Below are 24258 nucleotides of genomic sequence, written 5' to 3'. Positions count from 1 at the left end.
CAGGGCCCCGCAGCGGGCACGCAGGCGCAACGGCCCGCTGGCCGGACGGTCGCGCATGATCTCGCTGCGCCATATGGCTGACCGGCCCGAGGTGCGGCGCGCCCGGCTGTGGCACGTGCCGCGCCTGGCCCGCATCCTGTGGAGCTTTACCCGCACCACCCCCTGGCTGCCGCGCGTGCGCACCAAGGGCGACGACCTGAAGATGATGACCCGCATCACCCGGCAGGGCTGGGTCCGGCTGGCGCGCGATGCCAAGGGGCCGGCGGCCTTCATCGCGCGGGACGGGCAGGTGATCCACGCGCTTTACGTGCATCCGCGCGCCCGGCGGCAGGGGCTGGGGCGGCGGCTGCTGGACGATGCCAAGGCCCGGGCCGACCGGCTGGAGCTCTGGACGCTGCAGGCCAACCGCGAGGCGCGCGCCTTTTACGCCGCGCAGGGCTTTGCCGAGGCCGGGCGCAGCGACGGGCGGGGCAATGACGAATATCTGCCGGACATCCGCATGGTCTGGCTGCGCAGAGGAGACACGGCCGATGAGCGATGAGCGCGACCGCCGGTCCGATCCGGTCCTGATCCACCTGGATGGCGAGGACACCGGCCCCGGCCCGGGCGAGGCGCCGCCGGTGCCCGACACCGGGCTGGAGCCGCCCGAGGGCCGCGCGATGCAGACCGTGGCCGTGCTGGCCGCGCGCCGCGCCTCGCCGCTGGCGCGCTGGTTCTGGCGGTTGTCCGGGGCGCTGGTGGGGGCGCTGGTGTCCTATGCCGCCTGGGAATTCGTGATCGGCCTGATCGCCAGCACGCCGGTGCTGGGCTATGCCTTCGCCGCGCTCTTCGTGGCCTTTCTGCTGGTCGTGCTGGCTATCGCGGTCCGCGAGATCGCGGCCTTTTCCCGCCTCGCGCGGATGGACCGCATCTTTACCGCCGCCGAAGAGGCCATCGCCGCCGACAGCCTGACCGCCGCACGCGAGGTTTCGGCCCGGATCGCGGGCATCTACGCCGGGCGGGCCGAGCTGGAATGGGGCCTGAAACGCATCGAGGAGCGCGCGCCGGAACAGTTCGACGCCACTGCCGTGCTAGCCCTGACCGAGGCCGAGCTGCTGGCCCCGCTCGACGCCGCCGCCCTGCGCGAGGTCGAGGCGGCGGCGCGCCAGGTCGCCACGGTCACGGCGCTGGTCCCGCTGGCCTTTGCCGATGTGGCGGCGGCGATGACGTCGAACCTGCGCATGATCCGCCGCATCGCCGAGGTCTATGGCGGACGGTCCGGCACGCTGGGCTCGCTGCGCCTGACCCGGGCGGTGATGACCCATCTGGTGGCCACCGGCGCGGTGGCCGTGGGCGACGACATGATCGGCTCGATCCTGGGCGGGAACCTTCTGACCCGGCTGTCCCGCCGCTTTGGCGAGGGGGTGGTGAACGGCGCGCTCACCGCCCGCGTCGGCGTCGCGGCGATGGAAGTCTGCCGCCCGCTGCCGTTTTCCGAAGGGCGCAGGCCCAGCGTGACGGGGATCATCCGCCGCGCCCTGACGGGCCTGTTCGGCAACGACGGCTGAGGGCGCGCCACGGGGCGCCGACGCTCCCCGGGGCAACGCATTCCCCAGGATCAGCCGGCAAGCGGCCTGACGATACCAACGGATACGGCCCTTCGAGGGAGCAGGCGCCGGGATGGTGACCGCCCCACGCGCCGGTCCCGCCCCGGTGCCCCGTGCCGCCGGGCGCACTGCCGGCACAGTGCGACAGCCCGGCCACACCCCCTCTGGACCCTTGCCGGGACCACGCGTATAAGCCCCCCATGTTCCGGGACGTGGCGCAAATCATACGAATTAGCCGCCCGGCGCCCTGACGCGGTCGGGTCGCCGGGACAAGGCGCATGGGCTTCCCGCGCCGCTCTCCCCCAACATCCCCAAAGATGACGAAGGACCGGACATGTCCGCCGAGACGCCCGACTACAAGACCACGCTGAACCTGCCCAAGACCGATTTCCCGATGCGCGCCGGCCTGCCCAAGCGCGAACCCGACTGGCTCGCCCGGTGGGAACGCATCGGCGTCTACGACCGCCTGCGGGACAAGGAGGGCCGCTCCTCCTTCGTGCTGCACGACGGCCCGCCCTATGCCAACGGCCATCTGCACATCGGCCATGCGCTGAACAAGACGATCAAGGACATGATCGTCCGCTCGCACCAGATGATGGGCCATGACAGCCGGTATGTCCCCGGCTGGGACTGCCACGGCCTGCCCATCGAATGGAAGATCGAGGAACAGTACCGCGCCAAGGGGCTCGACAAGGACGCCGTGGATGTCGTGGATTTCCGCCAGGAATGCCGCAAGTTCGCCGAGGGCTGGGTCGACATCCAGCGCGAGGAGTTCAAACGCCTGGGCATCACCGGCAAGTGGGAAGATCCCTATCTGACGATGGATTTCCACGCCGAGCGCGTGATCGCCGAGGAATTCATGAAATTCCTGATGAACGGCACGCTCTACCAGGGGTCCAAGCCCGTGATGTGGTCGCCGGTCGAGGAAACCGCCCTGGCCGAGGCCGAGGTGGAATATCACGACAAGGAAAGCCCGACGGTCTGGGTGAAATTCCGCGTGGCCCGGATGGACCGCCCCGATGTCATGCTCTCGGACGAGGAGGCGACGGACGAGGCGCGCGCGGCCCTCGCCGCCGCCGATGCGGATCTCGCCCGCGATATCGAGGGCGCCCATGTGGTGATCTGGACCACCACCCCCTGGACCATGCCGTCCAACAAGGCGGTGGTCTACGGCGCGGGCATCTCCTACGGCCTTTACGAGGTCACCGGACGACCCGAGGAATGCTGGGCCGATATCGGCGACCGTTACATCCTGGCCGACAGCCTGGCCGCCGACGTGATGGCGCGCGCCCGGCTGGATGACACGATGTACCGCCGCCTGCGCGACGTCCGGCCCTCGCAGCTGGAAGGCATCCGCCTGAAACACCCGCTGGCCGGGGCCGAGGGCGCAAATGGCGAATGGGACGACCTGCGCGATTTCCGCGCCGCCGATTTCGTCACCGATACCGAGGGCACCGGCTTCGTCCATTGCGCGCCCAGCCACGGGATGGAGGAATACGAACTCTACCGCGGCCTGGGCATGCTGGAGCAGGTCATCACCTACAACGTGATGGACGACGGGTCCTTCCGCGAGGACCTGCCGTTTTTCGGCGGCAAGCGCATCCTGCGCGCCAAGGCCAAGAACGGCAGCTGGGAGGGCGACGCCAATGCCGCCGTCATCGCCAAGCTGATCGAGGTCGGCGGCCTGCTGGCCCGCGGCCGGATCAAGCACTCCTATCCGCATTCCTGGCGCTCCAAGGCGCCGGTGATCTACCGCAACACGCCGCAATGGTTCGCGGCCATCGACCGCGCCGTGGGCGACGGGCAGGACAGCTATGGCACCACGATCCGCCAGCGCGCCCTGACCTCGATCGACGAGCTGGTGAAATGGACCCCGCGCACCGGGCGCAACCGCCTGCATTCGATGATCGAGGCGCGGCCCGACTGGGTGCTTTCGCGCCAGCGGGCCTGGGGCGTGCCGCTGACCTGCTTCACCAGGGTCGGCGCGCTGCCCACCGATGCCGATTTCCTGCTGCGCGATCCCAGGGTCAACGCCCGCATCGCCGAGGCCTTCGAGTCCGAAGGCGCCGATGCCTGGTACAAACCCGGCGCCAAGGAGCGGTTCCTGGGCGATGACCACGACCCGGCGGCATACGAGCAGGTCTTCGACATCCTCGACGTCTGGTTCGACTCCGGCTCCACCCATGCCTTCGTGCTGCGCGACCGCGCCGACGGCACGCCGGACGGCATCGCGGATGTCTACATGGAAGGCACCGACCAGCACCGCGGCTGGTTCCACTCCTCGCTGCTGCAGGCCTGCGGCACGCTGGGCCGCGCGCCCTATCGCAACGTGGTCACCCACGGCTTCACGCTGGACGAAAAGGGCAACAAGATGTCCAAGTCGCTCGGCAACACCATCGTCCCGGACGAGGTGGTGAAGCAGTACGGCGCCGATATCCTGCGGCTCTGGGTGGCCCAGGCGGATTACTCCGCCGACCAGCGGATCGGGCCGGAAATCCTCAAGGGCACCGCCGACAGCTACCGCCGGCTGCGCAACACCCTGCGCTTCATGCTGGGCTCGCTGGGCGATTTCCGCGAGGCGGACCGCGTCGCCCCCGCCGATATGCCGGAACTGGAACGCTGGGTGCTGCATCGCCTGGCCGAGCTCGACCAGCGGGTGCAGGAGGGCTATCGCGCCTTCGACTTCCAGGGCGTGTTCCAGGCGATCTTCAACTTCGCCACGGTGGATCTCTCGGCCTTCTACTTCGACATCCGCAAGGACGCGCTCTATTGCGATGGCGAGACGAAGCGCGCCCATGCCGCGCGCACGGTGCTCGACCTGCTGTTCCACCGCCTGACGACCTGGCTCGCGCCGATCCTCGTCTTCACGATGGAGGAGGTCTGGCTCGAACGTTTCCCGGGCGAGGACGCCTCGGTCCACCTGCAGGACTTCCCCCAAACGCCTGCCAGCTGGCGGGACGAGGCGCTGGCCGCCAAATGGGCCGCCGTCCGCTCGGTGCGCCGCGTGGTCACCGCGGCGCTCGAGGTGCAGCGCACCGCCAAGGTCATCGGCGCCTCGCTCGAGGCCGCGCCGGTGGTGCATGTCGAGGATCCCGCAACCGCGGCCGCGCTGGCATCGGTCAGCTTCGAGGATATCTGCATCACCTCGGGCATCGCCGTCACCACCGACCCGGCCCCGGCCGAGGCCTACCGCCTGCCGGACGTGCCCGGCATCGGCGTGGTCTTCGAAATGGCCGATGGCGAGAAATGCCAGCGCTGCTGGAAGATCCTGCCCGATGTCGGAACGCACCGCCACCCCGGCACCTGCGCCCGCTGCGACGCCGCGCTGGCCACCGTCCCGGCCGAATGAGCCTCGGGGAAGGGGCGAACCACGCCCCTTCCTGCCAGACCCGGGCCCCCGCCGACACGCGCCCCGACCAGGCGCGCGCCGCTCCCCCGCTTCCTCTGGCCATAAATATCCCCGCCGGAGGCTTCGCGGCCGAAGGCCACCCCTTGCGGGTGGAATTCGGCCGCGAACCCCCGCGCGACGCCAGCGGCGGCGCAACCCCTCCGCGCCGCGCCATACCCGCAGCTTCCGGATTGCCAGCACCGCGCCCCGGGCGCATTCTCCCGCCATGCCCGTGCTGACCCTCGATACCCCTGTCGGAGCGCTCTCCATCCACGAGACGGATGGCGCGATCACCCGCGTCTCCTGGCGCAGCGCGTCCCCCACCGGCGCCTCCGCCCTGCTGGAAGAGGCCGCGGCACAGCTGCGCGCCTATTTCGCCGGGGATCTCACCACCTTCGACCTGCCTTTGCGGGTCGAGGGCAGCGACTTGCAACGCGCCGTCTGCCGCGAGATGAGTGCGATCCCCTTCGGCGAGACCCTGACCTATGGCGATATCGCGAAACGGCTTGGCGTTCCGGCCCAGGCCATCGGCCAGGCCTGCGGCGGCAACCCGATCCCGGTGATCATCCCCTGCCACAGGGTCCTTGGCGCCAGTTCTCTCGGCGGGTTCTCGGGCGAGGGCGGGGTGGAAACCAAGGTCGCCCTGCTGAAACACGAAGACGCCGCCGGCCTGCTGATCTGACACCCGGTCCCGACCCCGGTCACGCGAACCCGCTCGCCCGCACCCGCTCATCCGAACCCGGTCACCCGGACCCGCTCTCCCGTGCCCGGCGCAAGCCGGCCCCGCCGGCAGATTCAGCCAAAGACCGCGCGCCGTGCGGCGGCCAGGTCCAGCGGCACCTCCCGCAGCAGGCCCTCGGCCCGCAGCCGGTCCAGCAGGTCGGGCGTGGCGGTGCAGGTCTCGGCAAAGAACCGGCGCAGCCCGTCCTCGCCCGCCTCGGCCTCGATCGCCGCCAGCATGTCATGCAGGGTCAGCCCGCCGCTCTCGGCCGGCAGGGGCGGTTTCAGCTCCGAGCGGTAAGAGCCGCGCTTCAGCCGGAACCTGTAATGCGCCAGCCAGCTCTCCACATCCGGCGCATGCATATGCAGCAGGGGCAGGGCGGGGCATTCCGCATGGCCCGGGTTCTGCACCCCGTCGCGGAACACATTGTGGATGCGAATCTCGGATCCGGCCAGCGAGGTATGCACCAGCAGCTTGCCGGCCACATGGCTCAGGAACCCGCCATCCAGCCCGCGGGCATAGTCGGGGTAGATGCGCTCGGTCTGCGCGCGGCGGGTGGCCCGATCCAGCGACATCGCCTTGGCCTGCACGACACCGGGCACCGGCGCCACCGGGGCCAGCGCCTCGATCGGCCGCATCCGCAGCAGCTTGGTTCCCGGGGCCTGCGCCGCCAGCACCTCGGCCACGGGCTTGTCCGGCACGATGAATTCATCCACGTCGATATGCGCCAGCCAGTCCACCTGCGGCGGGCGCGACAGGATGCGCGAGGCGTTCATCCCCTGCCGCACCTGGTGCTTGGCAGGCCGCCGCCCGCCGTTGCGCGACCAGTAGCTCTCGCCGGTTGGCGTCACCCGGATCTTGGGATGCGATTTCAGCGCGGCCATCGCCGCCTCGTCGGGCGCGTCCAGATGCAGGTAGATGCGATGCGCCCCCAGCGACAGGTGCCATGCGGCAAAATCCATGATCGCGTCGAGCGGCGCCTTGACGGTTGTGACGATCCCCCAGGTGGGCGGCATCTCAGGCTCCTTCGGGCGGCGGACCGCCGAAATGTTTGGCAACAAGGGCGTCGAACGGCATCTCGCGCGTCACCAGCATGCCGCTCTTGTCGAGGTCCGCGACCAGCCGCGGGGTGGCGGTGCAGACCTCCTCGAAGAACCCGGCCAAAGCGCCGGGCCCCTCCTGCTGTTGCAGGAAGTCGATGACATCCGCCAGCCGGAAATCGGTATTTTCACGCTTGCGGTACGAGCCGTGGTGCATCCGGTACGGCAGATGCGCCATGAAGCTGTCGAAATCCGGGGCATGGGCATGGCCGACATAGCTGCCCTGCGGGATGACCCGGTTGGTCGCGGGCTTGCCCTTCCAGTTCAGGAAATGGATCCCCGGCGACACCCCGGCCAGCCCGGTGCGGGCGATCACCTTGCCCTCCAGATGGCTGACATAGCCGCCGCGCAGATGCTCGCCGAAGGTGGGGTACAGCCGCTGCAGCACCCGCTTGTGCTGCCCCGCCATCCGCGCCGTGGTCTTGAACCGCCGGGTGTCGCTTGGCGCGGGTTCGGCCAGCATCTCGACCGGGTGCAGATGCACCAGCGCGGCCTCGCCGGGGGCGGCGGCCAGGACATCCGACAGCGGCCCGGCGGGCAGCAGGAACTCGTCGACATCCACATGGGCCAGCCAGGCTGTCCCGGCATGGTCATAGGCATCCTGGACATTGGCGGCCTGGCGCAGCTGGTGCATCTTGGGCCGCCGCCCCAGCCGGGTCCAGTGCGCCTCGTCGCAGGGGATGACCTGCAGCCAGTCGCGCCCCGCCAGCCAGCCGGTCTGCGCCGTCTCGGGCGCGTCGAGGTAAAGCGTCACCCGCTCGGCCCCCAGCTCGCGGTGCCAGGCGGCAAAACGGGCGATCTGGTCCAGCGGCGCCTTGACCGTCGCGACCACGCCCCAGCTCGGCGGGGCCTTGGCCAGCGCCCCGGGCACCGGCACGGCGTGGCGGTCGAACTGCGGATCGCGTTCGAAATCCACCCCGGGCGCGGGTGCCGCGCGGCCCTCCTGGCGGGCCTCGCGCATCAGGCGCAGGCGGCGGAAGACGTTGCGCCCGTCGGCATTCAGCGCGCGCAGCAGGTGATGCGCCAGCGGGGCGATGACCTCATCCCCGGCGGCATCGTCCCAGAGCCGGCCCAGCATGTTCACGTCCAGCCCGCCGCCGGTCACCGCATAGGGGTCCATCTGCAGGGGCAGCGCGTTGGAGGTCTTGCGCCGCCAGGGGAACGGCTCGTCCGGCGCATGGCCCGAAAACAGCCGCTCGGTCTCGTACAGCTTCATGGTCGAGAACAGGACCGTGAGCGCATGGCCCACCCGGCGCTGCGCCTCGGTCGCGCCGTGATCGGCGAAGGTGGTGACCGAGGACACCAGCCAGCGCGCATCCAGCTGCGAGAGCATGAATGCATGCTCCTCGGCCCAGATGCGCCGGAACAGCGGGGCGCATTGCGGTGGCTGGTCGCGCCGCCGCAGGTTGGCGATCAGCAGGCCGTTGAGGTAGCACAGCCTTGGGCGTCCATAGAATTCCTCGTTCAATTCCCGGCATTTGTAGCCGAAAGTTGATTTGGATTTCTTCAGCGCCACGGGCAGGGCGCCAACGATCTCGCTGCGCAGGGATTTCAGGTCGCAATCCCCGGGCGGCAGGGCCTCGTCGTCCTGGAATGTGAACGGGTCGCGGCGCCCCTCCATCTGGCGGAGGACGGCGTCATATCCGCCCGCATAGGTCAGGCGACCGGGATCGTTTTCGCTGCCGCTCATGGCCGGGACAGTGCTTCGGGCGGGGGGCGCCTTGCAAGGGACGATGGCGTGATCGCCTCAGTTCGCGCCGGGGCTGGCGCTTTGGTGCAACTTTGGCCGGTAACCGGCCCGCAGAACGGCCACGGTCGGGGCCGGGGTGATCACCGTGACCTGGCCGCGCGGACGCTTCAATTCCGGGCCGTAACCGGCTGTGGTGAAAGGCAACAAGGCGCTTTCGCCCAGCAGGGCGGGCCGGCTGTTCCAGAGGATGAAAACCCCCTCGGGAAGGCTCTCTGCCGGGGCGTCGTGATGGCGCTGCCGCCTGTCGCCGGTCAGGCGCGCCTCGTGCAGGATGCGGTCCATCTCGACAGCTTTGGGATCGGGGCCCCGGGCGGCGGCCCAGGCGTCGCGGAAGCCGGTGTACGCCGCCCGGCGGCAATAGGCGCAGGGGCGGTGACCGGCGGCCAGGGCCACGGCCTCGTCCAGGAAAAACAGCTCGGTCCAGGTGCCGGGGCTCATCACGCTGCGGCGCACGTCGCGCCAGTGCAGCGTGCAGCAGATCCAGGCCCGCGATTTCCACCGCGCCCGGCCAAGGGTGCGGTCGGGCCGGTGCAGGATGCCCCGGTTGCCGGTCATGGTGCCGCGCGCCGGGTCCGCGACGATCTCTTGCGTCGGCAGGACCCGGTTCTGCAGCGTCACACCATCATTTCCTTGGTCGCGGTCAGCGTCACGTCCGGATAGTCGCGTTCCACCCGGTCGATGTCCCATTGCAGCCGGGTCAGATAGACCACGTCGCCGTCATGGTCATGGGCGATGTGCTGCTTGTTGGCATTGGCAAATTTTTCGACCGCCAGCCGGTCGCCGTTGACCCAGCGGGCGCTGGTGAATTGCGAGGCCTCGAACCGCACGGGCAGGCCGTATTCCAGCTCGATCCGCGAGCCGAGCACCTCGAACTGCAGGGCGCCCACGACGCCGACGATGAAGCCCGAGCCGATGGAGGGCTTGAACACCTTGGCCGCGCCTTCCTCGGCGAATTGCATCAGCGCCTTTTCCAAGTGCTTGGCCTTCATCGGGTCGCCCGCGCGCACCGATTGCAGCAGTTCCGGCGCAAAGGAGGGGATGCCCTTGGCGCGCAGCATCTCGCCTTCGGTCAGCGTGTCGCCGATGCGCAGCTGGCCGTGGTTGGGAATACCGATGATGTCGCCGGCCCAGGCTTCCTCGGCCAGTTCGCGGTCGGAGGCGAGGAAGAGCACGGGATTGGTGATCGCCATCGGCTTTTTCGAGCGGACATGCGTCAGTTTCATCCCGCGCTCGAAATGGCCCGAGGCCAGGCGGACAAAGGCGACGCGGTCCCGGTGCTTGGGATCCATATTGGCCTGCACCTTGAAGACAAAGCCGCAAACCTTTGTTTCTTCGGGGGAAACCTGTCGCGGGTCGGCGTTCTGCGGCTGCGGTTCCGGCCCGTAGGTGCCGATCCCGTCCATCAGTTCCTTGACCCCGAAGGAGTTGATGGCCGAGCCGAACCAGATCGGCGTCATCGTCCCTTCAAGCACGGCTTGCGGGTCGAGAGGCGGCAGCAGCTCGCGCGCCATCTCGACCTCTTCACGCAACCGCTCGAGCAGATGAGCCGGCACGTGTGTCTCAAGCAGAGGGTCTTGCAACCCTTTGATCTCGATGGATTCCGCAACCCTGTTGCGGTCCTTGCGATCCATCAGCTCCAGCCGGTCGCGCAGCATGTCGTAACAGCCCAGGAAGTCCGAGCCCATGCCGATCGGCCACGAGGCCGGCGTGACGTCAATAGCCAGGTTTTCCTGGATTTCGTCAATGATGTCGAAGGTTTCGCGGCTTTCGCGGTCCATCTTGTTGCAGAAAGTCAATATCGGCAGGTCGCGCAGGCGGCAGACCTCGAAGAGTTTCCGCGTCTGGCTCTCCACCCCCTTGGCCCCGTCGATCACCATCACGGCGGCATCCACCGCGGTCAGGGTGCGATAGGTGTCCTCGGAGAAATCCGAGTGGCCGGGCGTGTCGACAAGATTGAACCGGAAGTTCTTGAAATCGAACGACATTGCCGAGGCCGAGACCGAGATGCCCCGGTCCTTTTCCATCTGCATGAAATCCGACCGGGTGCGCCGCGCCTCGCCCTTGGCGCGGACCTGTCCGGCCATCTGGATCGCCCCGCCGAAGAGCAGGAACTTTTCGGTCAGGGTGGTCTTGCCCGCATCCGGGTGCGAGATGATCGCAAAGGTGCGGCGCCGCGCGATCTCGGGCGGCAGGTCGGGGCGGTTGGTGGCTTGGTCCAGCATGAGGCGCATATATCAGCCCGGCGGAAATCGGCAAGACGGGGCGCAAGCTGTTTCGCCGCGCCGGGAACGGAGTCGCGGCCCCGTGGTTGTCCCCGCAACGGCACAGGAGACCGGCATGGCACGGCGACAGCACGATCCGGGCATCAAGGATCCCGAGACCTACGAGGCCCTGCGCGACAAGGGCTATTCCAGGGAAAAGGCGGCGCGGATCGCCAATGCCCAGGCCAATCCCGACATGCACCCCAGCCGCAAGGGCGGCAGGCAGCCGCCCTACGAGGATTGGACAAAAGACGCGCTTTACGAGAGGGCGCGGGAGCTTGAGATCGAAGGCCGGTCGGGCATGACCAAGGCCGAGCTGATCGACGCCCTGCGCGGGTGATCAGAGCTCGGACGCGCCGCGCAGCAGGCGGATCGCATCGGGGCGGTCCAGCAGGGCCTTGCTGACCTCGATATCGACCAGGTTCTTGCGCTCGTGGCCGGGCAGGGCCGCGGCCAGCTTGGCATCCAGTTCCGGCGGCAGGGCGGCGCGGGTGCGGGTGTCGACCAGCAGGGTTTCCGCAGCGATTCCCTCGGCATAGATGATCTGGTGGCTGTCGAAGAGCAGCTGGTAATATTCCACGAACCCGCCGTCCTGCTGCACGATGGTGTCGCCGTTCACCAGATGGCGCGCACGCACCAGCAGCTCCTTGCGGCCGGCGCCCAGGGCGTCCTGGCGCTGGTAGATGAACAGCCGGTGGTCGGGCGAGACGACAAGGTCGTCCTCGTTGTTCAGGGTGCCGGCGCGGATCATGATCGGGGCGAATTCGCCAACCGCGCGCACCGTGGAATGGCCGATCCAGCGGATCTGCTGCACGCCGTCGTCGCGGGTCAGGATGCGGTCGCCGACCTCCAGCTCTTCGATCACGCGCTGCTGGCCCGAGGCGAGGGTGATGCGCGTGCCACGGGTGAAGGAGACGCAGGCGACCTCGGCGAACTTGCGGCGCGCGCCCTCGCGGTCGATGCCGACAAGGGCATAGTCCGTCTTGGGCCGCAGCGGCGCCAGCGGCAGGCCGTAGACCGCCGAGACATTGCCCAGGGGATCGACCTCGACCATCACCAGCAGTTCCGAGGTCTCGCCCTCGGGCGACATGAAGGTCAGGCAGCTGTCCAGGTGGATGATCGCGCCGGGCTGGCCCACGGCGGTGTCCGGACCCACGGTGACGGTGCCGTCATCGTCGGTTTCCAGCGCGATCCGGGTCAGCACGGCGGTGTCGGTCAGCCAGTATGTGTCATCCAGCATCAGCTCGTCGGCAAAGGACAGCTCGTCGTCCATGTTGGCGCCGTGCATGACGACGAGGTCCCGGGCGAGCAGCACGGGAACGGATGCAGAGGGTTTTGCAATGGCACTGATCATGCTCGACTTTCGAATCTTGCTGTTGTCGAACGGCACGGCGTCGTTACAGTCCAGCCTATGAAGGAATTACGGCGCGATACGGGCGAAGTTTCGAACTTTTCCCGGTTTTGTTGCGCGGTTAGCTGGCAATGTTCAACTTGACCCGGGAGGAACGGTAAATGGATCTGGGGATCAAAGGCAAGCGGGCACTCGTCTGCGCATCGTCCAAGGGGCTGGGGCGCGGCTGTGCGATGGCTCTGGCGGCGGAAGGTGTCGATCTTGTGATCAATGCCAGGGGCGCCGAGGCGCTTGAGGCGACGGCGGCGGAGATTCGCGCGGCCCATGGGGTGGAGGTCGTGGCCGTGGCCGCCGACATCACCAGCGAGGACGGCCGCGCCAGGGTGCTGGAGGCCTGCGGGCAGATCGACATCCTGGTCAACAACGCCGGCGGGCCGCCCCCGGGTTTCTGGCCGGACTGGGAGCGTGACGATTTCATCAAGGCGCTCGATTCGAACATGCTAACCCCGATCGCGCTGATCAAGGCGCTGGTTCCGGCGATGATGGATCGCGGCTGGGGCCGGGTGGTCAACATCACCTCGGCGTCGGTCCGCTCGCCCATCGGTCAGCTGGGCCTGTCGAACTCGGCCCGGGCAGGGCTGACGGGCTATGTCGCGGGCACCTCGCGGCAGGTCGCCTCGAAAGGGGTGGTGATGAACAACCTGCTGCCCGGCTCGCACGATACCGACCGCATCAAGTCGCTGACCGAGGCCACGATGAAGCGCGAGGGGATCACGATGGAAGAGGCCGTCGCCAAGCGCAACGCCTCCAACCCCACCGGCCGCATCGGCACGGCCGAGGAATTCGGCGCCACCTGCGCCTTCATGTGCTCGCAATATGCGGGTTTCATGATCGGGCAGAACGTGCTGCTGGACGGCGGGGCGTTCAACACGACGATGTAAGGGGGACCGATGGCGGCCGAGCCGAGCTTTTCGCTGAAGGATCAGCTGTTCAATCCTGAAAAGGTCGCCTGGCTGTCGGGCCGGTTCTCGGCCGCCTGGGACGGGTTCGACGGCGCGCGGTTCGAAACCCGCGTGGCCGAGAGGCTGGGCGCGCTGGAGCTGAAGGCCCGGATCGCCTGGATCGCCGAGGTGCTGGAGGAGGTTCTGCCCGGGGATTTCCCCACGGCGGCGGGGATCGTCGAGTCCGCCTTGCCCCCGCCGCTGGATCCGACGCTCAGGGATGACGATTTCGGCCAGTTCATCATCGCGCCCCTGGGCGATTATGTCGTTGCGCGCGGGATGGAGGATCACCGCGACCGCGCGCTCGACAGTATCGAGGCGATCACTCAGCGGTTTTCCATGGAATACGCCATCCGGCATTTCCTGAACCGCTGGCCGGACGAGACCTATGACCGGCTCGCCCTCTGGGCCGGGCATCCGCATTACCACGTCCGCCGGCTGGTGAGCGAGGGGACGCGGCCGAAACTGCCCTGGGGCAAGGGCATCACGACCGACCCGGCCCGCGCCCTGCCGCTGCTGGACCGGCTGCATGGGGACAGCACGCGATTCGTCACCCGCTCGGTGGCCAACCACCTGAACGATCTGACGAAATCCGACCCCGCCGTGCCGCTGGACCGGCTGGCCGCCTGGGCCTCGGCCGGGATGCAGCAGGACCGGGAACTGGCCTGGATGACCTCTCATGCCCTGCGCGGTCTGGTGAAGGCGGGCGATCCCCGTGCGCTGGAGATGCTGGGCTATGCGCCCGATGCCGATGTCGACTGCGCCCTACGGGTCGAGACGCCCGAGGTGCGGGTGGGCGAGGCGCTGCGCTTTGCCGTGACCCTCAGCGCAGCCGGGCCGCTGCCGGTGCTGGTCGATTTCATCATCCGCTTCCGCCGGGCGAACGGCACGCTGGCGCCCAAGGTTTTCAAGCTGAAACAGGCGGTCCTGACGCCGGGCAAACCGCTGGTTCTGGCCAAGAGCCACCGGCTGAAAGGGGATGCCACGACATTCACCCTTTACCCCGGGGCGCATGAGCTGGCGGTGCAGGTCAACGGGCGCATCCGGGCCGAGGCGGCCTTTGCCCTGGTCTGACGTGCGGCGGCTTGGCCCTTGATGCCGGATGCGCCGGTTGCTATCCGGGCTGGAAATCCGACAGCTTCGGTCGGAATTCCCGCGAGGCAGATTGTGACCGCAGACACCCCCCGGCTGGAGATCCGCGCCCTGACGCGCCGCTTCGACGGGCGTGCCGTGGTCGACGGCGTCTCGCTGCAGGTGATGCCGGGGCAGGTGACCTGCCTGCTGGGCCCTTCGGGCTGCGGCAAGACGACGACGCTGCGGATGATCGCGGGGGTCGAGCGGCAGGATGCCGGCCAGATCCTGATCGACGGGGCCGAGATCAGCGGGCCGGGCGGCGACACCCCGCCCGAGCATCGCCGCATCGGGCTGATGTTCCAGGATTTCGCGCTTTTCCCGCATCTCTCGGTGGCGGCCAATGTCGCCTTCGGCCTGACCGGCCCGCGCGAGGCGGTGCGCGCCCGGGTGGCCGAGATGCTGGCCCGGGTGGACCTCAGCCGCTACATCGACGCCTGGCCGCACGAACTGTCGGGCGGCGAGCAGCAGCGCGTGGCCCTGGCCCGCGCCCTGGCGCCGCGCCCGCGTATCATGCTGATGGACGAACCGTTTTCGGGCCTCGACAACCGCCTGCGCGACGAGATCCGCGACGAGACCCTGGCCGTGCTGAAGGAGGAGGGCACCGCCGTCCTGCTGGTCACCCACGAGCCGGAAGAGGCGATGCGCATGGCCGACGAGATCGCGCTGATGCGCGGCGGCCGGATCGTGCAGCAGGGCGCACCCTACAACATCTACAACGCCCCGGTGGACAGGGCGGCGGTGGCCTTTTTCAGCGATGTGAACGTGATCCGCGGGCGGGTGCAGGGGGCGCTGACCGAGACGCCCTTTGGCCAGTTCCTGGCCCCCGGCCAGCCCGACGGCGCCGAGGTCGAGATCGTGATCCGCCCGCAGCACCTGAAGATCGACTTCGACCGCGAGGGCCGCGGCCCGCTGCCCACGCCCCAGGACGGCACGCCGGCCCGCGGCGTCGTCCAGCGCGCGCGGTTCATGGGCAACGAGAGCCTGGTCGAGTTCCGCATGGACCACGACGGGTCGATCCTGAAGGCGACCGTGCCGAATGTGTTTCTGCCCCGGCCGGGCAAGCCGCTGTGGCTGACAATCCGGCGCGACAGGTGCTTCGTCTTCCCGATGCGCTGAAGGGGGCGCTGCCCCCGTCCGCGGCGGGGCCGCGGACTCCCCCGGAGTATTTCCGACGAGATGAAGCCGGGGGTCAGGCGAAGGTGACCTGCGGTGTGTCCGTGGGTTCGGTGACCTCGCCGATGACGGTGGCGGCGTCAAAGCCGTGGCGGCGGAAGGTGGCGAGGACTTCGGCCTCGGCCCGGGGGTCGCAGGCGACAAGCAGGCCGCCGCTGGTCTGCGGATCGGTAATCAGGGCCCGGTCGAGGTCGGGGAAGCCCTCGGGCAGGGCAATGCCGGCGCCGTAGCTGGCCCAGTTACGCCCCGAGGCGCCGGTGATGTTGCCCTGTTCGGCCAGGGCGCGGGTGCCCGGCAGCAGGGGGACGGCGGACCAGTCGACATGCAGCCCGACGCCCGCGCCGCGCGCCATTTCCAGCGCATGGCCGGCGAGGCCGAAGCCCGTGACATCGGTCATCGCGCGCACCCCGTCCAGCGCGGCGAGATCCGGCCCCGGGGTGTTGAGGCGGGTCATCGTGGCGATCATCGCGGCATAGGCGGCCTCGTCCAGCGCCTCTTTCTTCAGGGCGGCCGACATGATGCCGACGCCGAGGGGCTTGCCCAGGATCAGCCGGTCGCCGGGGCGCGCCTCGGCATTGCGCTTGACCCGGGCCGGGTCGACGAGACCAAGCGCCACCAGCCCGTAGATCGGTTCGACCGAGTCGATCGTATGCCCGCCCGCGATCGGGATGCCGGCGGCGCGGCAGGCCTCGGCCCCGCCTTCGAGGATGCGCCCGATGGTGGCCTGCGACAGGGTATTGATCGGCATGCCCACCACGGCGAGGGCAAAGATCGGCGTGGCGCCCATGGCGTAGACATCCGAAATCGCATTGGTCGCGGCGATGCGGCCGAAATCATGCGGGTCGTCCACGATGGGCATGAAGAAATCGGTGGTGGCGACCAGCGCCTGGCTGTCGTTCAGCCGGTAGACCGCCGCGTCGTCCGAGGTCTCGATCCCGACAAGCAGCGCCTCGGGCACTGGCAGCGCTTTGGTGCCGCGCAGGATCTCGGACAGGACGCCGGGGGCGATCTTGCAGCCGCAGCCGCCGCCGTGGGAGAGCGAGGTGAGGCGCGGTTCGGTGCGGGGGGCGGTGACGTTCATGGCTGTGCTCCGGTCTGGGCGGGCGGTTGACGTGGTTCTAGCGGGTCGGGGCGTCCTGCGCCACAGGTTCGGGCCGGGTGGCGGGCCGGTGTCGCGTGTCGGCCCGTGGTCTGCGCGGGCCCGTCGTCCGTACGGCCCGGGCCCCGTTCGTGCCCTGTGTCGGCCGGCCCGGCCGCTGTTCGCGCCCTGTGTCGGCCGGCGCGGCTGCCGTTCGGTCCGGGTTCCGGGCCCCCCGCTGTCCGGCCGGTCCGGGTCCAAGTCCGGCCCGAAATGCGGAGGGCCCGGGCCGTCCTTTCAACCGGTGCGCGCCGCCCGGGCCACGGCCTGCGCGATCCCCGGCAGGGCGTCGGCGGCGAGGTCGGGCGCCGGGACAGAGGCCACCGGGGCGGGCATCCGGGCGCGGTGGCGGGCATAGCGCGGGTCGTAGTGGTGTTCCATCAGCCCGTCGGCGAGGGCCGTCCAGTCACCGGCCGCGGCCATCTCGTGCCAGGCGGCGATGCGCTCGCCCGGCTGATAGGGGCGCAGTGCGTCGATGGTGGCCGACAGGCGGGCCGCATCGGCGGTGACATCGGCATAGGCGCGCGTCAGGTAGGCGGCGCGGGCTGCCCGGGTGGCGTCGATGGCGATCCGGGGCGCGGATTTCATCGCCGCCCAGAGCGAGGGGGGCAGGCGGCAGTCCCCGACCTTGGCGCTTTCGGCCTCGACCACCACCGGGCGGGCTGGGTCGAGCCGCGCGATGTCCATCGCCAGCGCGCATTCGAAGCCGCGCTGCGCCGGCTGCGGGCCCAGGGCGCCGAAGAGCGAGCCGCGGTGATTGGCCAGCCCCTCCAGGTCGATGGATTGCAGGCCGAGGCCGGGCAGCAGGTTCAGGATCTCGGTCTTGGCCGAACCGGTATTGCCGTCCAGCACGATGACCGGGCAAGGGAAGGGATCCTCGTAGAGCGCGCGGACCACCAGCCCGCGCCAGGCCTTGTAGCCCCCGGCCAGGGTTTCGACCCGCCAGCCGATCTGCGCGAGGATCGTCGCGAAGGAGCCGGAGCGCTGCCCGCCGCGCCAGCAATAGACCAGCGGCCGCCAGCCGCCTTGGCGATCCGCCAGCGGCCCCTCGATATGGGCGGCGGCGTTGCGGGCGACCAGCGCCGCGCCGATCTTGCGCGCGCTGAAGGGCGAGACCTGCTTGTAGATCGTGCCGACCCGGGCGCGTTCGTCATCATCCAGCACCGGCAGGCTGATCGCGCCGGGCAGGTGGTCCTCGGCATATTCCGAGGGCGCGCGGACGTCGATGATGTCGTCGAAGCCCTGCGCGGCGAGGTCGGAGAGGGAGGTGAGTGTGACGGGCATGGCGTCGGGATAGCGCAGCGCGCGGGTCTCGGGAAGGGCCGGCGTTGCCGTGTGGCCCGGGATCGGCCGGGCGCTGGCGCTGCCATGAGGGCGTGGAAGCCCTGCCCCCGCGGCACGGCCGATGTGGCGCAGGCACGAGGCCACCTCCGGGGCGCGCGCGGGAGGCGCGCCCCGGACCAGGATCAGCCCAGCATCTTGTCGACCTGGGACCCCGGCGCGGATTTCTTGAGCTTGGAGAAATCGCCCTCGCCCAGCATCTCTTCGGCCGCGTCGATCAGGGTGCGGTGCGTGGCGCGGGCCAGCGAGCCGCCGAGCGAGATCCGGGCCACGCCGATGCGGGCGTAATCCTCGCGCGTGTAGCTGGCAAACGTGCCCGAGATCAGCGCATTCACCGGGGCCTCGATCTCGGCGCAGATCCGGGCGAGGTCCTCGAAGGTGGGCGGCAGCGGCGCATAGAGGCAGTCGGCCCCCGCGGCCTCGAACGCCTTGAGCCGGCGCAGCGCCTCGTCGGTGTCGTAGCTGCCCTGCAGGATGCCGTCGGCGCGCGCCACCAGCACGAAGTCGCGCGGCAGGGCGCGGGCGGCGGCGACGGCGGCCTTGATGCGCTCGACCGCGAGGTCGAACTCATAGGCCGTGCTGTCGGGCAGGGCGGTGTCCTCGATCGAACATCCCGCCAGCCCGGCGTCGCAGGCCATGCGGATGGTCTCGGCCACCGTCTCGGGCGCCTCGCCAAAGCCGTTTTCGAAATCGCCCGACACCGGCAGGGGCGTGGCCTTCACCATGTCCTCGGCATGGGCCAGGGCTTCGTCCCGGCTCAGCCCGCCGTCGGGGCGGCCCAGGGTAAAGGCATAGGCCGAGGAGGAGGTCGCCAGCGCCTGCGCCCCAAGCGCCGCCAGCACCTTGGCCGATCCGATGTCCCAGGCATTGCACAGGATGAACGGGTTGCCCTTCTGGTGCAGGGCGCGGAAGGCGGGGCCGGGATCGTGCATCGGGTCTTCTCCGGTGTGGTGTGGCGGACGGGCCGGTTTCCGGCGCAGGGTGGTCCGCACGGGCGGCAGGGGCAAGCGATTTCGCACTTGCGGCGGAATGCGGGCACGCTAGCCTGCGGCTATGACAGATATGCTGCCCGGCCGCGTCGCGGTGATTTCAGACATTCACGGCAATTCCGACGCCCTGCGCGCCGTGCTGGCGGATATCGCCCTGCAGCGGGTCGAGGCGCTGGTGAACCTGGGCGATCACTTCAGCGGGCCGATGGATGCCGGCGGGACATGGGAGGTGCTGCGCGACCTCGACGCCGTGTCGATCCGGGGCAACCATGACCGCTACCTGACCACCAGGGCACCCGACGAGATGGGGCAATCCGACCGCGCCGCGCATCAGATGCTGCCGGGCGCGGCGCTGGACTGGCTGCGCGACCTGCCGCCGGTGCTGCTGATGGGCGACGTGTTCCTGTGCCATGCCACGGCGGGGGATGACGAGACCTATCTGTCGCACCTGCCGATCCGCGATGGCGGGGTGACCCTGCGCGACCCCTCGGGGATCGCAGGTCTGCTGACGGGGGTAGAGGCCGGGCTGATCCTGTTCGGCCACACGCATCTGCCAGTGGCGATGCGGCTGCCCGACGGGCGGATGCTGGTCAATCCCGGCTCCGTCGGCTGCCCGGGCTACAACGACAGCGCGCCGGTCCCGCACGTGGTGCATACCGGCACGCCCGATGCCTGCTATGCGGTGATCGAACGGGTCGGACCCGGCTGGCGGGTCGAACACCGCCACGTGCCCTATGACGCCAGCCGCATGGCCGGGGCCGCGCGGGCCGCGGGGCGCGAAGGCTGGGCCAGGGCGGTCGAGAGCGGCTGGTATTCGGAATGACGGAAGGCCCCGGGGGGCTTACCCGGCGTCCCGCGCCGCCAGTTCCTCGCGCAGTTTCTTGGGCAGTTTGGAGCGGATGAGGTCATAGGAGACCAGGATCCGGTCCCGCAGGAAACCCGGATCCCCGCCCCATTCGATCAGCACCCAGGAGCGGTGGAAATACCGCGCCTTCACCGCATCGCCGTTTTCGATCATCATCGCCGCAAAGTCGGGATCGGCCGTCTTGACCGCCACGCCCTGGTCCATCGCGCCGATGCAGGCGAACATCTTGCCGCCGACCTTCCAGGCGTCATGCCCGCCGCCCCAGGGGTCGGAGACCTCGGCCCCGGGCAGGTCCTTGCAGATCGCGTTCACCGTGGCACGTGTCATGGCCGCAGGATGCCATCCTGCGCCCGGCAAGAACAAGGGTCTTGGCAGGGCGGGCGAAAAGGTCTAGCACTCTGCCTCATGAAGAGCCGCACCATCATCTGCTGCATCATTATCGCCTGCTGACATCGTCACGCGGGCCGCTCTTTTCGTTTTCAATCCATAACGATCCTGCTAGGCCCGCGCCAACCCGCGCGTGAGGACGCATTCCATGACCCAGATCCGGCTGACCAATTCGAAAACGCGGACGAAAGAGGATTTCGCCCCGATCGACCCCGGCAATGTGCGGATGTATGTCTGCGGGCCCACCGTCTATGACCGCGCGCATCTGGGCAACGCCCGGCCGGTGGTGGTCTTCGACGTGCTCTACCGCCTGCTGCGCCATGCCTACGGGCCCGAGGCGGTGACCTATGTGCGCAACTTCACCGATGTGGACGACCGCATCAACGAGACCGCGCAGAAGCGCAAGGCGGCGGGGGCCGCAGGCACTCTGGAAGAGCTGATCGCCGAACGCTCCGGCGAGACCATCCGCTGGTATCACGAGGACATGGATGCGCTTGGTGCGCTGCGCCCCTCGTCCGAGCCGCGCGCGACGGGCTATATCGCGCAGATGATCGCGATGATCGAGGGGCTGATCGCCGCGGGTCATGCCTATGCCGCCGAGGGGCATGTGCTCTTTGCCGTCGAAAGCTACGCGGCCTATGGCGCGCTGTCGGGCCGCTCGGTCGAGGACATGATCGCCGGGGCGCGGGTCGAGGTCGCGCCCTACAAGCGCAACCCGATGGATTTCGTGCTGTGGAAGCCCTCGGACGACTCGCTGCCCGGCTGGGACAGCCCCTGGGGCCGGGGCCGGCCCGGCTGGCATATCGAATGCTCGGCCATGGCGCATGACCTGCTGGGCGACAGCTTCGACATCCACGGCGGCGGCAACGACCTGATGTTCCCGCACCACGAGAACGAGATCGCCCAGTCCCGCTGCGCCCACCCGCAGGCGGAGTTCGCCAGGGTCTGGCTGCACAACGAGATGCTGCAGGTCGAGGGCAAGAAGATGTCGAAATCGCTCGGCAATTTCTTCACCGTGCGGGATCTGCTGGAGCAGGGCGTGCCGGGCGAGGTGATCCGCTTCGTCTTCCTTGGCACGCATTACCGCAAGCCGATGGACTGGACCGCGAAGAAGGCCGAGGAGGCGGAGGCCGCCCTGCGGAGCTGGCGCCGGTTGCTGGCGGATGCCGAGCCGATGGGCGCGGACGAGAGGGTCGTGGCCGCCGTGGCGGACGATCTGAACACCGCGCAGGCCCTGACGCTGCTGCATGGCATGGCCAAGGAGATCGCGGCCAACCCGCAGAAGGACTGCTTTTACGAGAAGGGCGTGATGCTGGGATCGGCGCGCCTGCTGGGGCTGCTGACGCCCGAACTGGCGGGGTGGGAGGTCACCGGCGTGGCCGATCTGTCGCCGCTGGAGGCCGCTCTTGCCGCGGCGCGGGACGAGGCGATGGTGTCGAAGGACTTCGCCCGGGTCGATGCGATGAAATCGGCGCTGGTTGCGGCGGGGGTCGAAGTGCGGATGTCCAAGGCCGGGGTCGAGCTGATCCCCGGGCCGGGCTTTGATGCGGCGAAGCTGGAGGGGATCGGGTGATGGTGCCTTTGCGTTCGGACCTTTCCGACTGGGCGACGCTTCACGCGGTGAAGTCTGCCGGAACTGATGCGCATGCACTCGCCGAGAGACGGGCGCTGGCCGGGACGATGTCCCGGCCGGTGGGGCCAAGGGCGCGGTGTGCCGGGGGTGTTATCGTGAGCGCGGATCCGGTCGCGCGGGTGTCAGCGTCGCAGGGGGGCTGTCTGCCCCCCATCGGCCCGTTCCGGGCCGATTCCCCCCGAGAGTATTTCGGACGAGATGAAGCCGGTTGTGGCGGGTTTCCGGAAGGGGAGGTTCGGGGATGAAAGAGAGGCTCTGGCTTTACGACACGACCCTCAGGGACGGGCAGCAGACCCAGGGGGTGCAGTTCTCGACCCCCGAGAAGGTGCGGATCGCGCAGGCGCTGGACAAGCTGGGGGTGGATTATGTCGAGGGCGGCTGGCCCGGCGCCAACCCCACCGACAGCGCCTTCTTCGAGGCGGCGCCCCGGCTCAGGGCACGGCTGACGGCCTTTGGCATGACCAAGCGGGCCGGGCGTTCGGCCGACAATGACGACGTGCTGGCCGCGGTGATGAATGCGGGCACCGGGGCGGTCTGCCTGGTGGGCAAGACCCATGACTACCATGTCGAGACGGCGCTCGGTATCTCGCTGGCGGAGAATACCGAGAATATCCGTGCCTCGCTCGCCCATGTCGTGGCGCAGGGCCGCGAGGCGCTGTTCGATGCCGAGCATTTCTTTGACGGCTGGAAGGCCAACCGGGATTATGCGCTGGAGGCGATCCTGGCGGCGCAAGAGGCCGGGGCGCGCTGGATCGTGCTCTGCGACACCAATGGCGGAACGCTTCCCTCCGAGGTCGGGCGCATCGTGGCCGAGGTGATCGCCGCCGGGATCCCTGGCGAGCGGCTGGGGATCCATACCCATAACGACACGGCCAATGCGGTGGCGGGATCGCTGGCCGCCGTGGATGCGGGCGCGCGCCAGATTCAGGGCACGCTGAACGGGCTGGGCGAGCGCTGCGGCAATGCCAACCTCGTCACCCTGATCCCGACGCTGCTGCTGAAGGAGCCCTATGCCTCGCGGTTCGAGACCGGGGTGCAGCGCGAGGCGCTGAAGGGGCTTACCACCCTGTCGCGGCAGCTGGACGATATCCTGAACCGGGTGCCGACCAAGCAGGCGCCCTATGTCGGGGCCTCGGCCTTTGCCCACAAGGCGGGGCTGCATGCCAGCGCCATCCTGAAGGCGCCGCAGACCTATGAGCATATCGACCCCGCCCTGGTCGGCAACGAGCGGGTGATCCCGATGTCGAACCAGGCCGGGCAGTCTAACCTGCGCCGCCGCCTGGCCGAGGCCGGGCTGGAGGTGCCGCCGGGCGACGGGGCCCTGGCCCGCATCCTGGACGAGGTGAAGGCGCGCGAGGATCGTGGTTATACCTACGACAGCGCGCAGGCGAGTTTCGAGCTGCTGGCGCGCGAGGAGCTGGGCCTGATGCCGCGGTTCTTCGAGGTCGAGCGGTATCGCGTGACCATAGAGCGGCGGCAGGACGCGGCGGGCCGGCGGGTCAGCCTGTCCGAGGCGGTGGTGGTTGTGGTGGTCGATGGCGAGCGGCGCATGTCGGTGTCCGAAAGCGTGGACGAAACGGGCGGCGACCGCGGCCCGGTCAACGCGCTGGCCAAGGCGCTGGCAAAGGACCTCGGCTCGCTGCAGGATGCGATCGGGGACATGCATCTGGTCGACTTCAAGGTGCGCATCACCCAGGGCGGGACCGAGGCCGTGACCCGCGTCATCATCGACAGCGAGGACGGCATGGGGCGGCGCTGGTCGACCGTGGGCGTGTCGCCCAACATAGTCGACGCGAGTTTCGAGGCGCTGACCGATGCGATCCGCTGGAAACTGCTGCGCGAGACCGGCGCGCAGGCGGGGGTGGCGTGATCCGGGTGGGGCCCTGCCGTGGCTGAATTCGACGCCGATCTGACGGCCTGCGCCGCGCTGGTGGACAAGGCCGACGCCTGGCGATTCCGCTCTGCGATGGCGGCGCCGGTGGGCGCGCGCCGGGTGCTCTTCCCGATCTATGCCTTCAATGTCGAGGTCAGCCGCGCCCCCTGGGTGACGGCCGAGCCGATGATCGCGCAGATGCGCCTGCAGTGGTGGCGCGACGCGCTGGAGGAGATCGGCGCGCGCACGGTGGTGCGCCGGCACGAGGTGGTGACGCCCCTGTCGGCAGTGCTGGACCCCGAAGGCGCGCGGCTGCTCGACGCACTGATCGCCGCACGGGACTGGGACGTGGAGCGCGAGCCCTTTGCCGATGCGGCGGCATTTGATGCCTATATCGCCGCGACCTCGGGCAATCTGGTGCGGGCCGTGGCGCGCGCGCTTGGCGGGGATGGCGACGCGGCGGCGGGGGATGCGGGCTGGGCACTGGGGCTGGCGAACTGGTTCCTCGCGGTTCCGGCGCTGGAGGGCGCGGGGCGTCACCCGCTGCCCGACCGCGCGCCCGCGGCG

General features: G+C 69.3%; 21 protein-coding genes. 12 read left to right on the top strand and 9 right to left on the bottom strand.

Going from position 1 to position 24258, the window contains the following annotated elements; all coding sequences use genetic code 11:
- Nucleotides 1-55 precede the first annotated feature (55 nt).
- The 4 genes from GLS40_RS16010 to GLS40_RS15995 all read left to right on the top strand — a co-directional run bounded on the left by GLS40_RS16010 (nt 56) and on the right by GLS40_RS15995 (nt 5656).
- Nucleotides 56-541, top strand: a complete 486-nt coding sequence (locus GLS40_RS16010; protein ID WP_235905960.1) for a GNAT family N-acetyltransferase — start codon at nt 56-58, stop codon at nt 539-541.
- On the top strand, nt 531-1547 hold the full coding sequence (locus tag GLS40_RS16005; protein ID WP_160383665.1) for a YcjF family protein: 1017 nt from the start codon (nt 531-533) through the stop codon (nt 1545-1547). Before GLS40_RS16010 ends, GLS40_RS16005 begins: the two co-directional genes overlap by 11 nt.
- 373 nt (nt 1548-1920) lie before the next feature.
- Nucleotides 1921-4935 (top strand): isoleucine--tRNA ligase, encoded by a 3015-nt coding sequence (ileS, locus tag GLS40_RS16000; RefSeq protein ID WP_160383664.1) that lies wholly within the window; start codon nt 1921-1923, stop codon nt 4933-4935.
- 265 nt (nt 4936-5200) lie between these two features.
- Nucleotides 5201-5656: a methylated-DNA--[protein]-cysteine S-methyltransferase gene (locus GLS40_RS15995; RefSeq protein WP_160383663.1), complete on the top strand. Its 456-nt coding sequence runs from the start codon at nt 5201-5203 to the stop codon at nt 5654-5656.
- A gap of 113 nt (nt 5657-5769) precedes the next feature.
- Here GLS40_RS15995 and GLS40_RS15990 read toward each other — a convergent pair whose 3' ends face one another.
- From GLS40_RS15990 to GLS40_RS15975, 4 genes are read right to left on the bottom strand one after another with little or no spacing between them, the layout of a single operon-like run.
- On the bottom strand, nt 5770-6711 hold the full coding sequence (locus GLS40_RS15990; protein WP_160383662.1) for a glycosyltransferase family 2 protein: 942 nt from the start codon (nt 6709-6711) through the stop codon (nt 5770-5772).
- A gap of 1 nt (nt 6712) precedes the next feature.
- Nucleotides 6713-8485, bottom strand: coding sequence for a glycosyltransferase family 2 protein (locus tag GLS40_RS15985; RefSeq protein WP_160383661.1), 1773 nt, complete (start codon nt 8483-8485; stop codon nt 6713-6715).
- A gap of 57 nt (nt 8486-8542) precedes the next feature.
- Nucleotides 8543-9163, bottom strand: coding sequence for a hypothetical protein (locus GLS40_RS15980; protein ID WP_160383660.1), 621 nt, complete (start codon nt 9161-9163; stop codon nt 8543-8545).
- Nucleotides 9160-10767, bottom strand: a complete 1608-nt coding sequence (locus tag GLS40_RS15975) for a peptide chain release factor 3 (RefSeq protein ID WP_160383659.1) — start codon at nt 10765-10767, stop codon at nt 9160-9162. Before GLS40_RS15975 ends, GLS40_RS15980 begins: the two co-directional genes overlap by 4 nt.
- Before the next feature lie 115 nt (nt 10768-10882).
- Here GLS40_RS15975 and GLS40_RS15970 point away from each other — a divergent pair, with 115 nt between their 5' ends.
- Entirely contained in the window at nt 10883-11146 is a 264-nt protein-coding gene (locus GLS40_RS15970) for a DUF7218 family protein (protein WP_160383658.1), read from the top strand.
- On the opposite strand, the gene GLS40_RS15965 is transcribed toward GLS40_RS15970, so the two are convergent.
- Entirely contained in the window at nt 11147-12160 is a 1014-nt protein-coding gene (locus GLS40_RS15965) for a Hint domain-containing protein (protein WP_160383657.1), read from the bottom strand. It abuts the gene before it with no gap.
- 158 nt (nt 12161-12318) lie between these two features.
- Here GLS40_RS15965 and GLS40_RS15960 point away from each other — a divergent pair, with 158 nt between their 5' ends.
- From GLS40_RS15960 to GLS40_RS15950, 3 genes are all read left to right on the top strand, one after another.
- Nucleotides 12319-13098: an SDR family oxidoreductase gene (locus GLS40_RS15960; protein WP_160383656.1), complete on the top strand. Its 780-nt coding sequence runs from the start codon at nt 12319-12321 to the stop codon at nt 13096-13098.
- 9 nt (nt 13099-13107) lie between these two features.
- Nucleotides 13108-14232, top strand: a complete 1125-nt coding sequence (locus GLS40_RS15955; protein ID WP_160383655.1) for a hypothetical protein — start codon at nt 13108-13110, stop codon at nt 14230-14232.
- A 93-nt stretch (nt 14233-14325) separates the two neighbouring features.
- Nucleotides 14326-15408, top strand: a complete 1083-nt coding sequence (locus GLS40_RS15950) for an ABC transporter ATP-binding protein (RefSeq protein ID WP_328598917.1) — start codon at nt 14326-14328, stop codon at nt 15406-15408.
- A gap of 73 nt (nt 15409-15481) precedes the next feature.
- Here the strand turns inward: GLS40_RS15950 and selD are convergent, their stop codons facing one another.
- The 3 genes from selD to GLS40_RS15935 all read right to left on the bottom strand — a co-directional run bounded on the left by selD (nt 15482) and on the right by GLS40_RS15935 (nt 18876).
- The gene (gene selD / locus GLS40_RS15945; protein ID WP_160383653.1) at nt 15482-16546 is read right to left on the bottom strand and encodes a selenide, water dikinase SelD; all 1065 of its coding nucleotides are present in this window, start codon (nt 16544-16546) and stop codon (nt 15482-15484) included.
- A 294-nt stretch (nt 16547-16840) separates the two neighbouring features.
- Nucleotides 16841-17887, bottom strand: a complete 1047-nt coding sequence (mnmH, locus tag GLS40_RS15940; protein WP_160383652.1) for a tRNA 2-selenouridine(34) synthase MnmH — start codon at nt 17885-17887, stop codon at nt 16841-16843.
- A 182-nt stretch (nt 17888-18069) separates the two neighbouring features.
- Nucleotides 18070-18876, bottom strand: a complete 807-nt coding sequence (locus tag GLS40_RS15935; protein WP_160383651.1) for an isocitrate lyase/PEP mutase family protein — start codon at nt 18874-18876, stop codon at nt 18070-18072.
- A 121-nt stretch (nt 18877-18997) separates the two neighbouring features.
- Here GLS40_RS15935 and GLS40_RS15930 point away from each other — a divergent pair, with 121 nt between their 5' ends.
- Nucleotides 18998-19756: a metallophosphoesterase family protein gene (locus GLS40_RS15930; protein ID WP_202076240.1), complete on the top strand. Its 759-nt coding sequence runs from the start codon at nt 18998-19000 to the stop codon at nt 19754-19756.
- A gap of 18 nt (nt 19757-19774) precedes the next feature.
- Here the strand turns inward: GLS40_RS15930 and GLS40_RS15925 are convergent, their stop codons facing one another.
- The gene (locus GLS40_RS15925) at nt 19775-20125 is read right to left on the bottom strand and encodes an MmcQ/YjbR family DNA-binding protein (protein ID WP_160383650.1); all 351 of its coding nucleotides are present in this window, start codon (nt 20123-20125) and stop codon (nt 19775-19777) included.
- Nucleotides 20126-20333: 208 nt separating this feature from the next.
- On the opposite strand from GLS40_RS15925, the gene cysS reads away from it, so the two are divergent.
- The 3 genes from cysS to GLS40_RS15910 all read left to right on the top strand — a co-directional run.
- On the top strand, nt 20334-21758 hold the full coding sequence (gene cysS / locus GLS40_RS15920; RefSeq protein ID WP_160383649.1) for a cysteine--tRNA ligase: 1425 nt from the start codon (nt 20334-20336) through the stop codon (nt 21756-21758).
- Nucleotides 21759-22059: 301 nt separating this feature from the next.
- Entirely contained in the window at nt 22060-23688 is a 1629-nt protein-coding gene (gene cimA / locus GLS40_RS15915) for a citramalate synthase (RefSeq protein ID WP_160383648.1), read from the top strand.
- 18 nt (nt 23689-23706) lie between these two features.
- Nucleotides 23707-24258, top strand: a 552-nt coding sequence (locus tag GLS40_RS15910; RefSeq protein WP_328598916.1) for a squalene/phytoene synthase family protein, incomplete at its 3' end; no start/stop codon positions are given.

The sequence above is a fragment of the Pseudooceanicola pacificus genome (genome assembly GCF_009789075.1).
In the GTDB taxonomy this organism is placed as follows: domain Bacteria; phylum Pseudomonadota; class Alphaproteobacteria; order Rhodobacterales; family Rhodobacteraceae; genus Pseudooceanicola; species Pseudooceanicola pacificus.
Note: the sequence above shows the minus strand (reverse complement) of the source record. Positions and strands in the feature narration are given on the sequence as shown.

Coding starts and splice junctions, on each gene's coding strand:
- GLS40_RS15930 (WP_202076240.1), top strand. CDS start 18,998: ATGACAGATATGCTGCCCGGCCGCGTCGCGGTGATTTCAGACATTCAC.
- GLS40_RS16010 (WP_235905960.1), top strand. CDS start 56: ATGATCTCGCTGCGCCATATGGCTGACCGGCCCGAGGTGCGGCGCGCC.
- mnmH (WP_160383652.1), bottom strand. CDS start 17,887: ATGCCCGTCACACTCACCTCCCTCTCCGACCTCGCCGCGCAGGGCTTC.
- selD (WP_160383653.1), bottom strand. CDS start 16,546: ATGAACGTCACCGCCCCCCGCACCGAACCGCGCCTCACCTCGCTCTCC.
- GLS40_RS15960 (WP_160383656.1), top strand. CDS start 12,319: ATGGATCTGGGGATCAAAGGCAAGCGGGCACTCGTCTGCGCATCGTCC.
- GLS40_RS16005 (WP_160383665.1), top strand. CDS start 531: ATGAGCGATGAGCGCGACCGCCGGTCCGATCCGGTCCTGATCCACCTG.
- GLS40_RS15925 (WP_160383650.1), bottom strand. CDS start 20,125: ATGACACGTGCCACGGTGAACGCGATCTGCAAGGACCTGCCCGGGGCC.
- GLS40_RS15935 (WP_160383651.1), bottom strand. CDS start 18,876: ATGCACGATCCCGGCCCCGCCTTCCGCGCCCTGCACCAGAAGGGCAAC.
- GLS40_RS15965 (WP_160383657.1), bottom strand. CDS start 12,160: ATGATCAGTGCCATTGCAAAACCCTCTGCATCCGTTCCCGTGCTGCTC.
- cysS (WP_160383649.1), top strand. CDS start 20,334: ATGACCCAGATCCGGCTGACCAATTCGAAAACGCGGACGAAAGAGGAT.
- cimA (WP_160383648.1), top strand. CDS start 22,060: ATGAAAGAGAGGCTCTGGCTTTACGACACGACCCTCAGGGACGGGCAG.
- ileS (WP_160383664.1), top strand. CDS start 1,921: ATGTCCGCCGAGACGCCCGACTACAAGACCACGCTGAACCTGCCCAAG.
- GLS40_RS15995 (WP_160383663.1), top strand. CDS start 5,201: ATGCCCGTGCTGACCCTCGATACCCCTGTCGGAGCGCTCTCCATCCAC.
- GLS40_RS15975 (WP_160383659.1), bottom strand. CDS start 10,767: ATGCTGGACCAAGCCACCAACCGCCCCGACCTGCCGCCCGAGATCGCG.
- GLS40_RS15990 (WP_160383662.1), bottom strand. CDS start 6,711: ATGCCGCCCACCTGGGGGATCGTCACAACCGTCAAGGCGCCGCTCGAC.
- GLS40_RS15955 (WP_160383655.1), top strand. CDS start 13,108: ATGGCGGCCGAGCCGAGCTTTTCGCTGAAGGATCAGCTGTTCAATCCT.
- GLS40_RS15985 (WP_160383661.1), bottom strand. CDS start 8,485: ATGAGCGGCAGCGAAAACGATCCCGGTCGCCTGACCTATGCGGGCGGA.
- GLS40_RS15970 (WP_160383658.1), top strand. CDS start 10,883: ATGGCACGGCGACAGCACGATCCGGGCATCAAGGATCCCGAGACCTAC.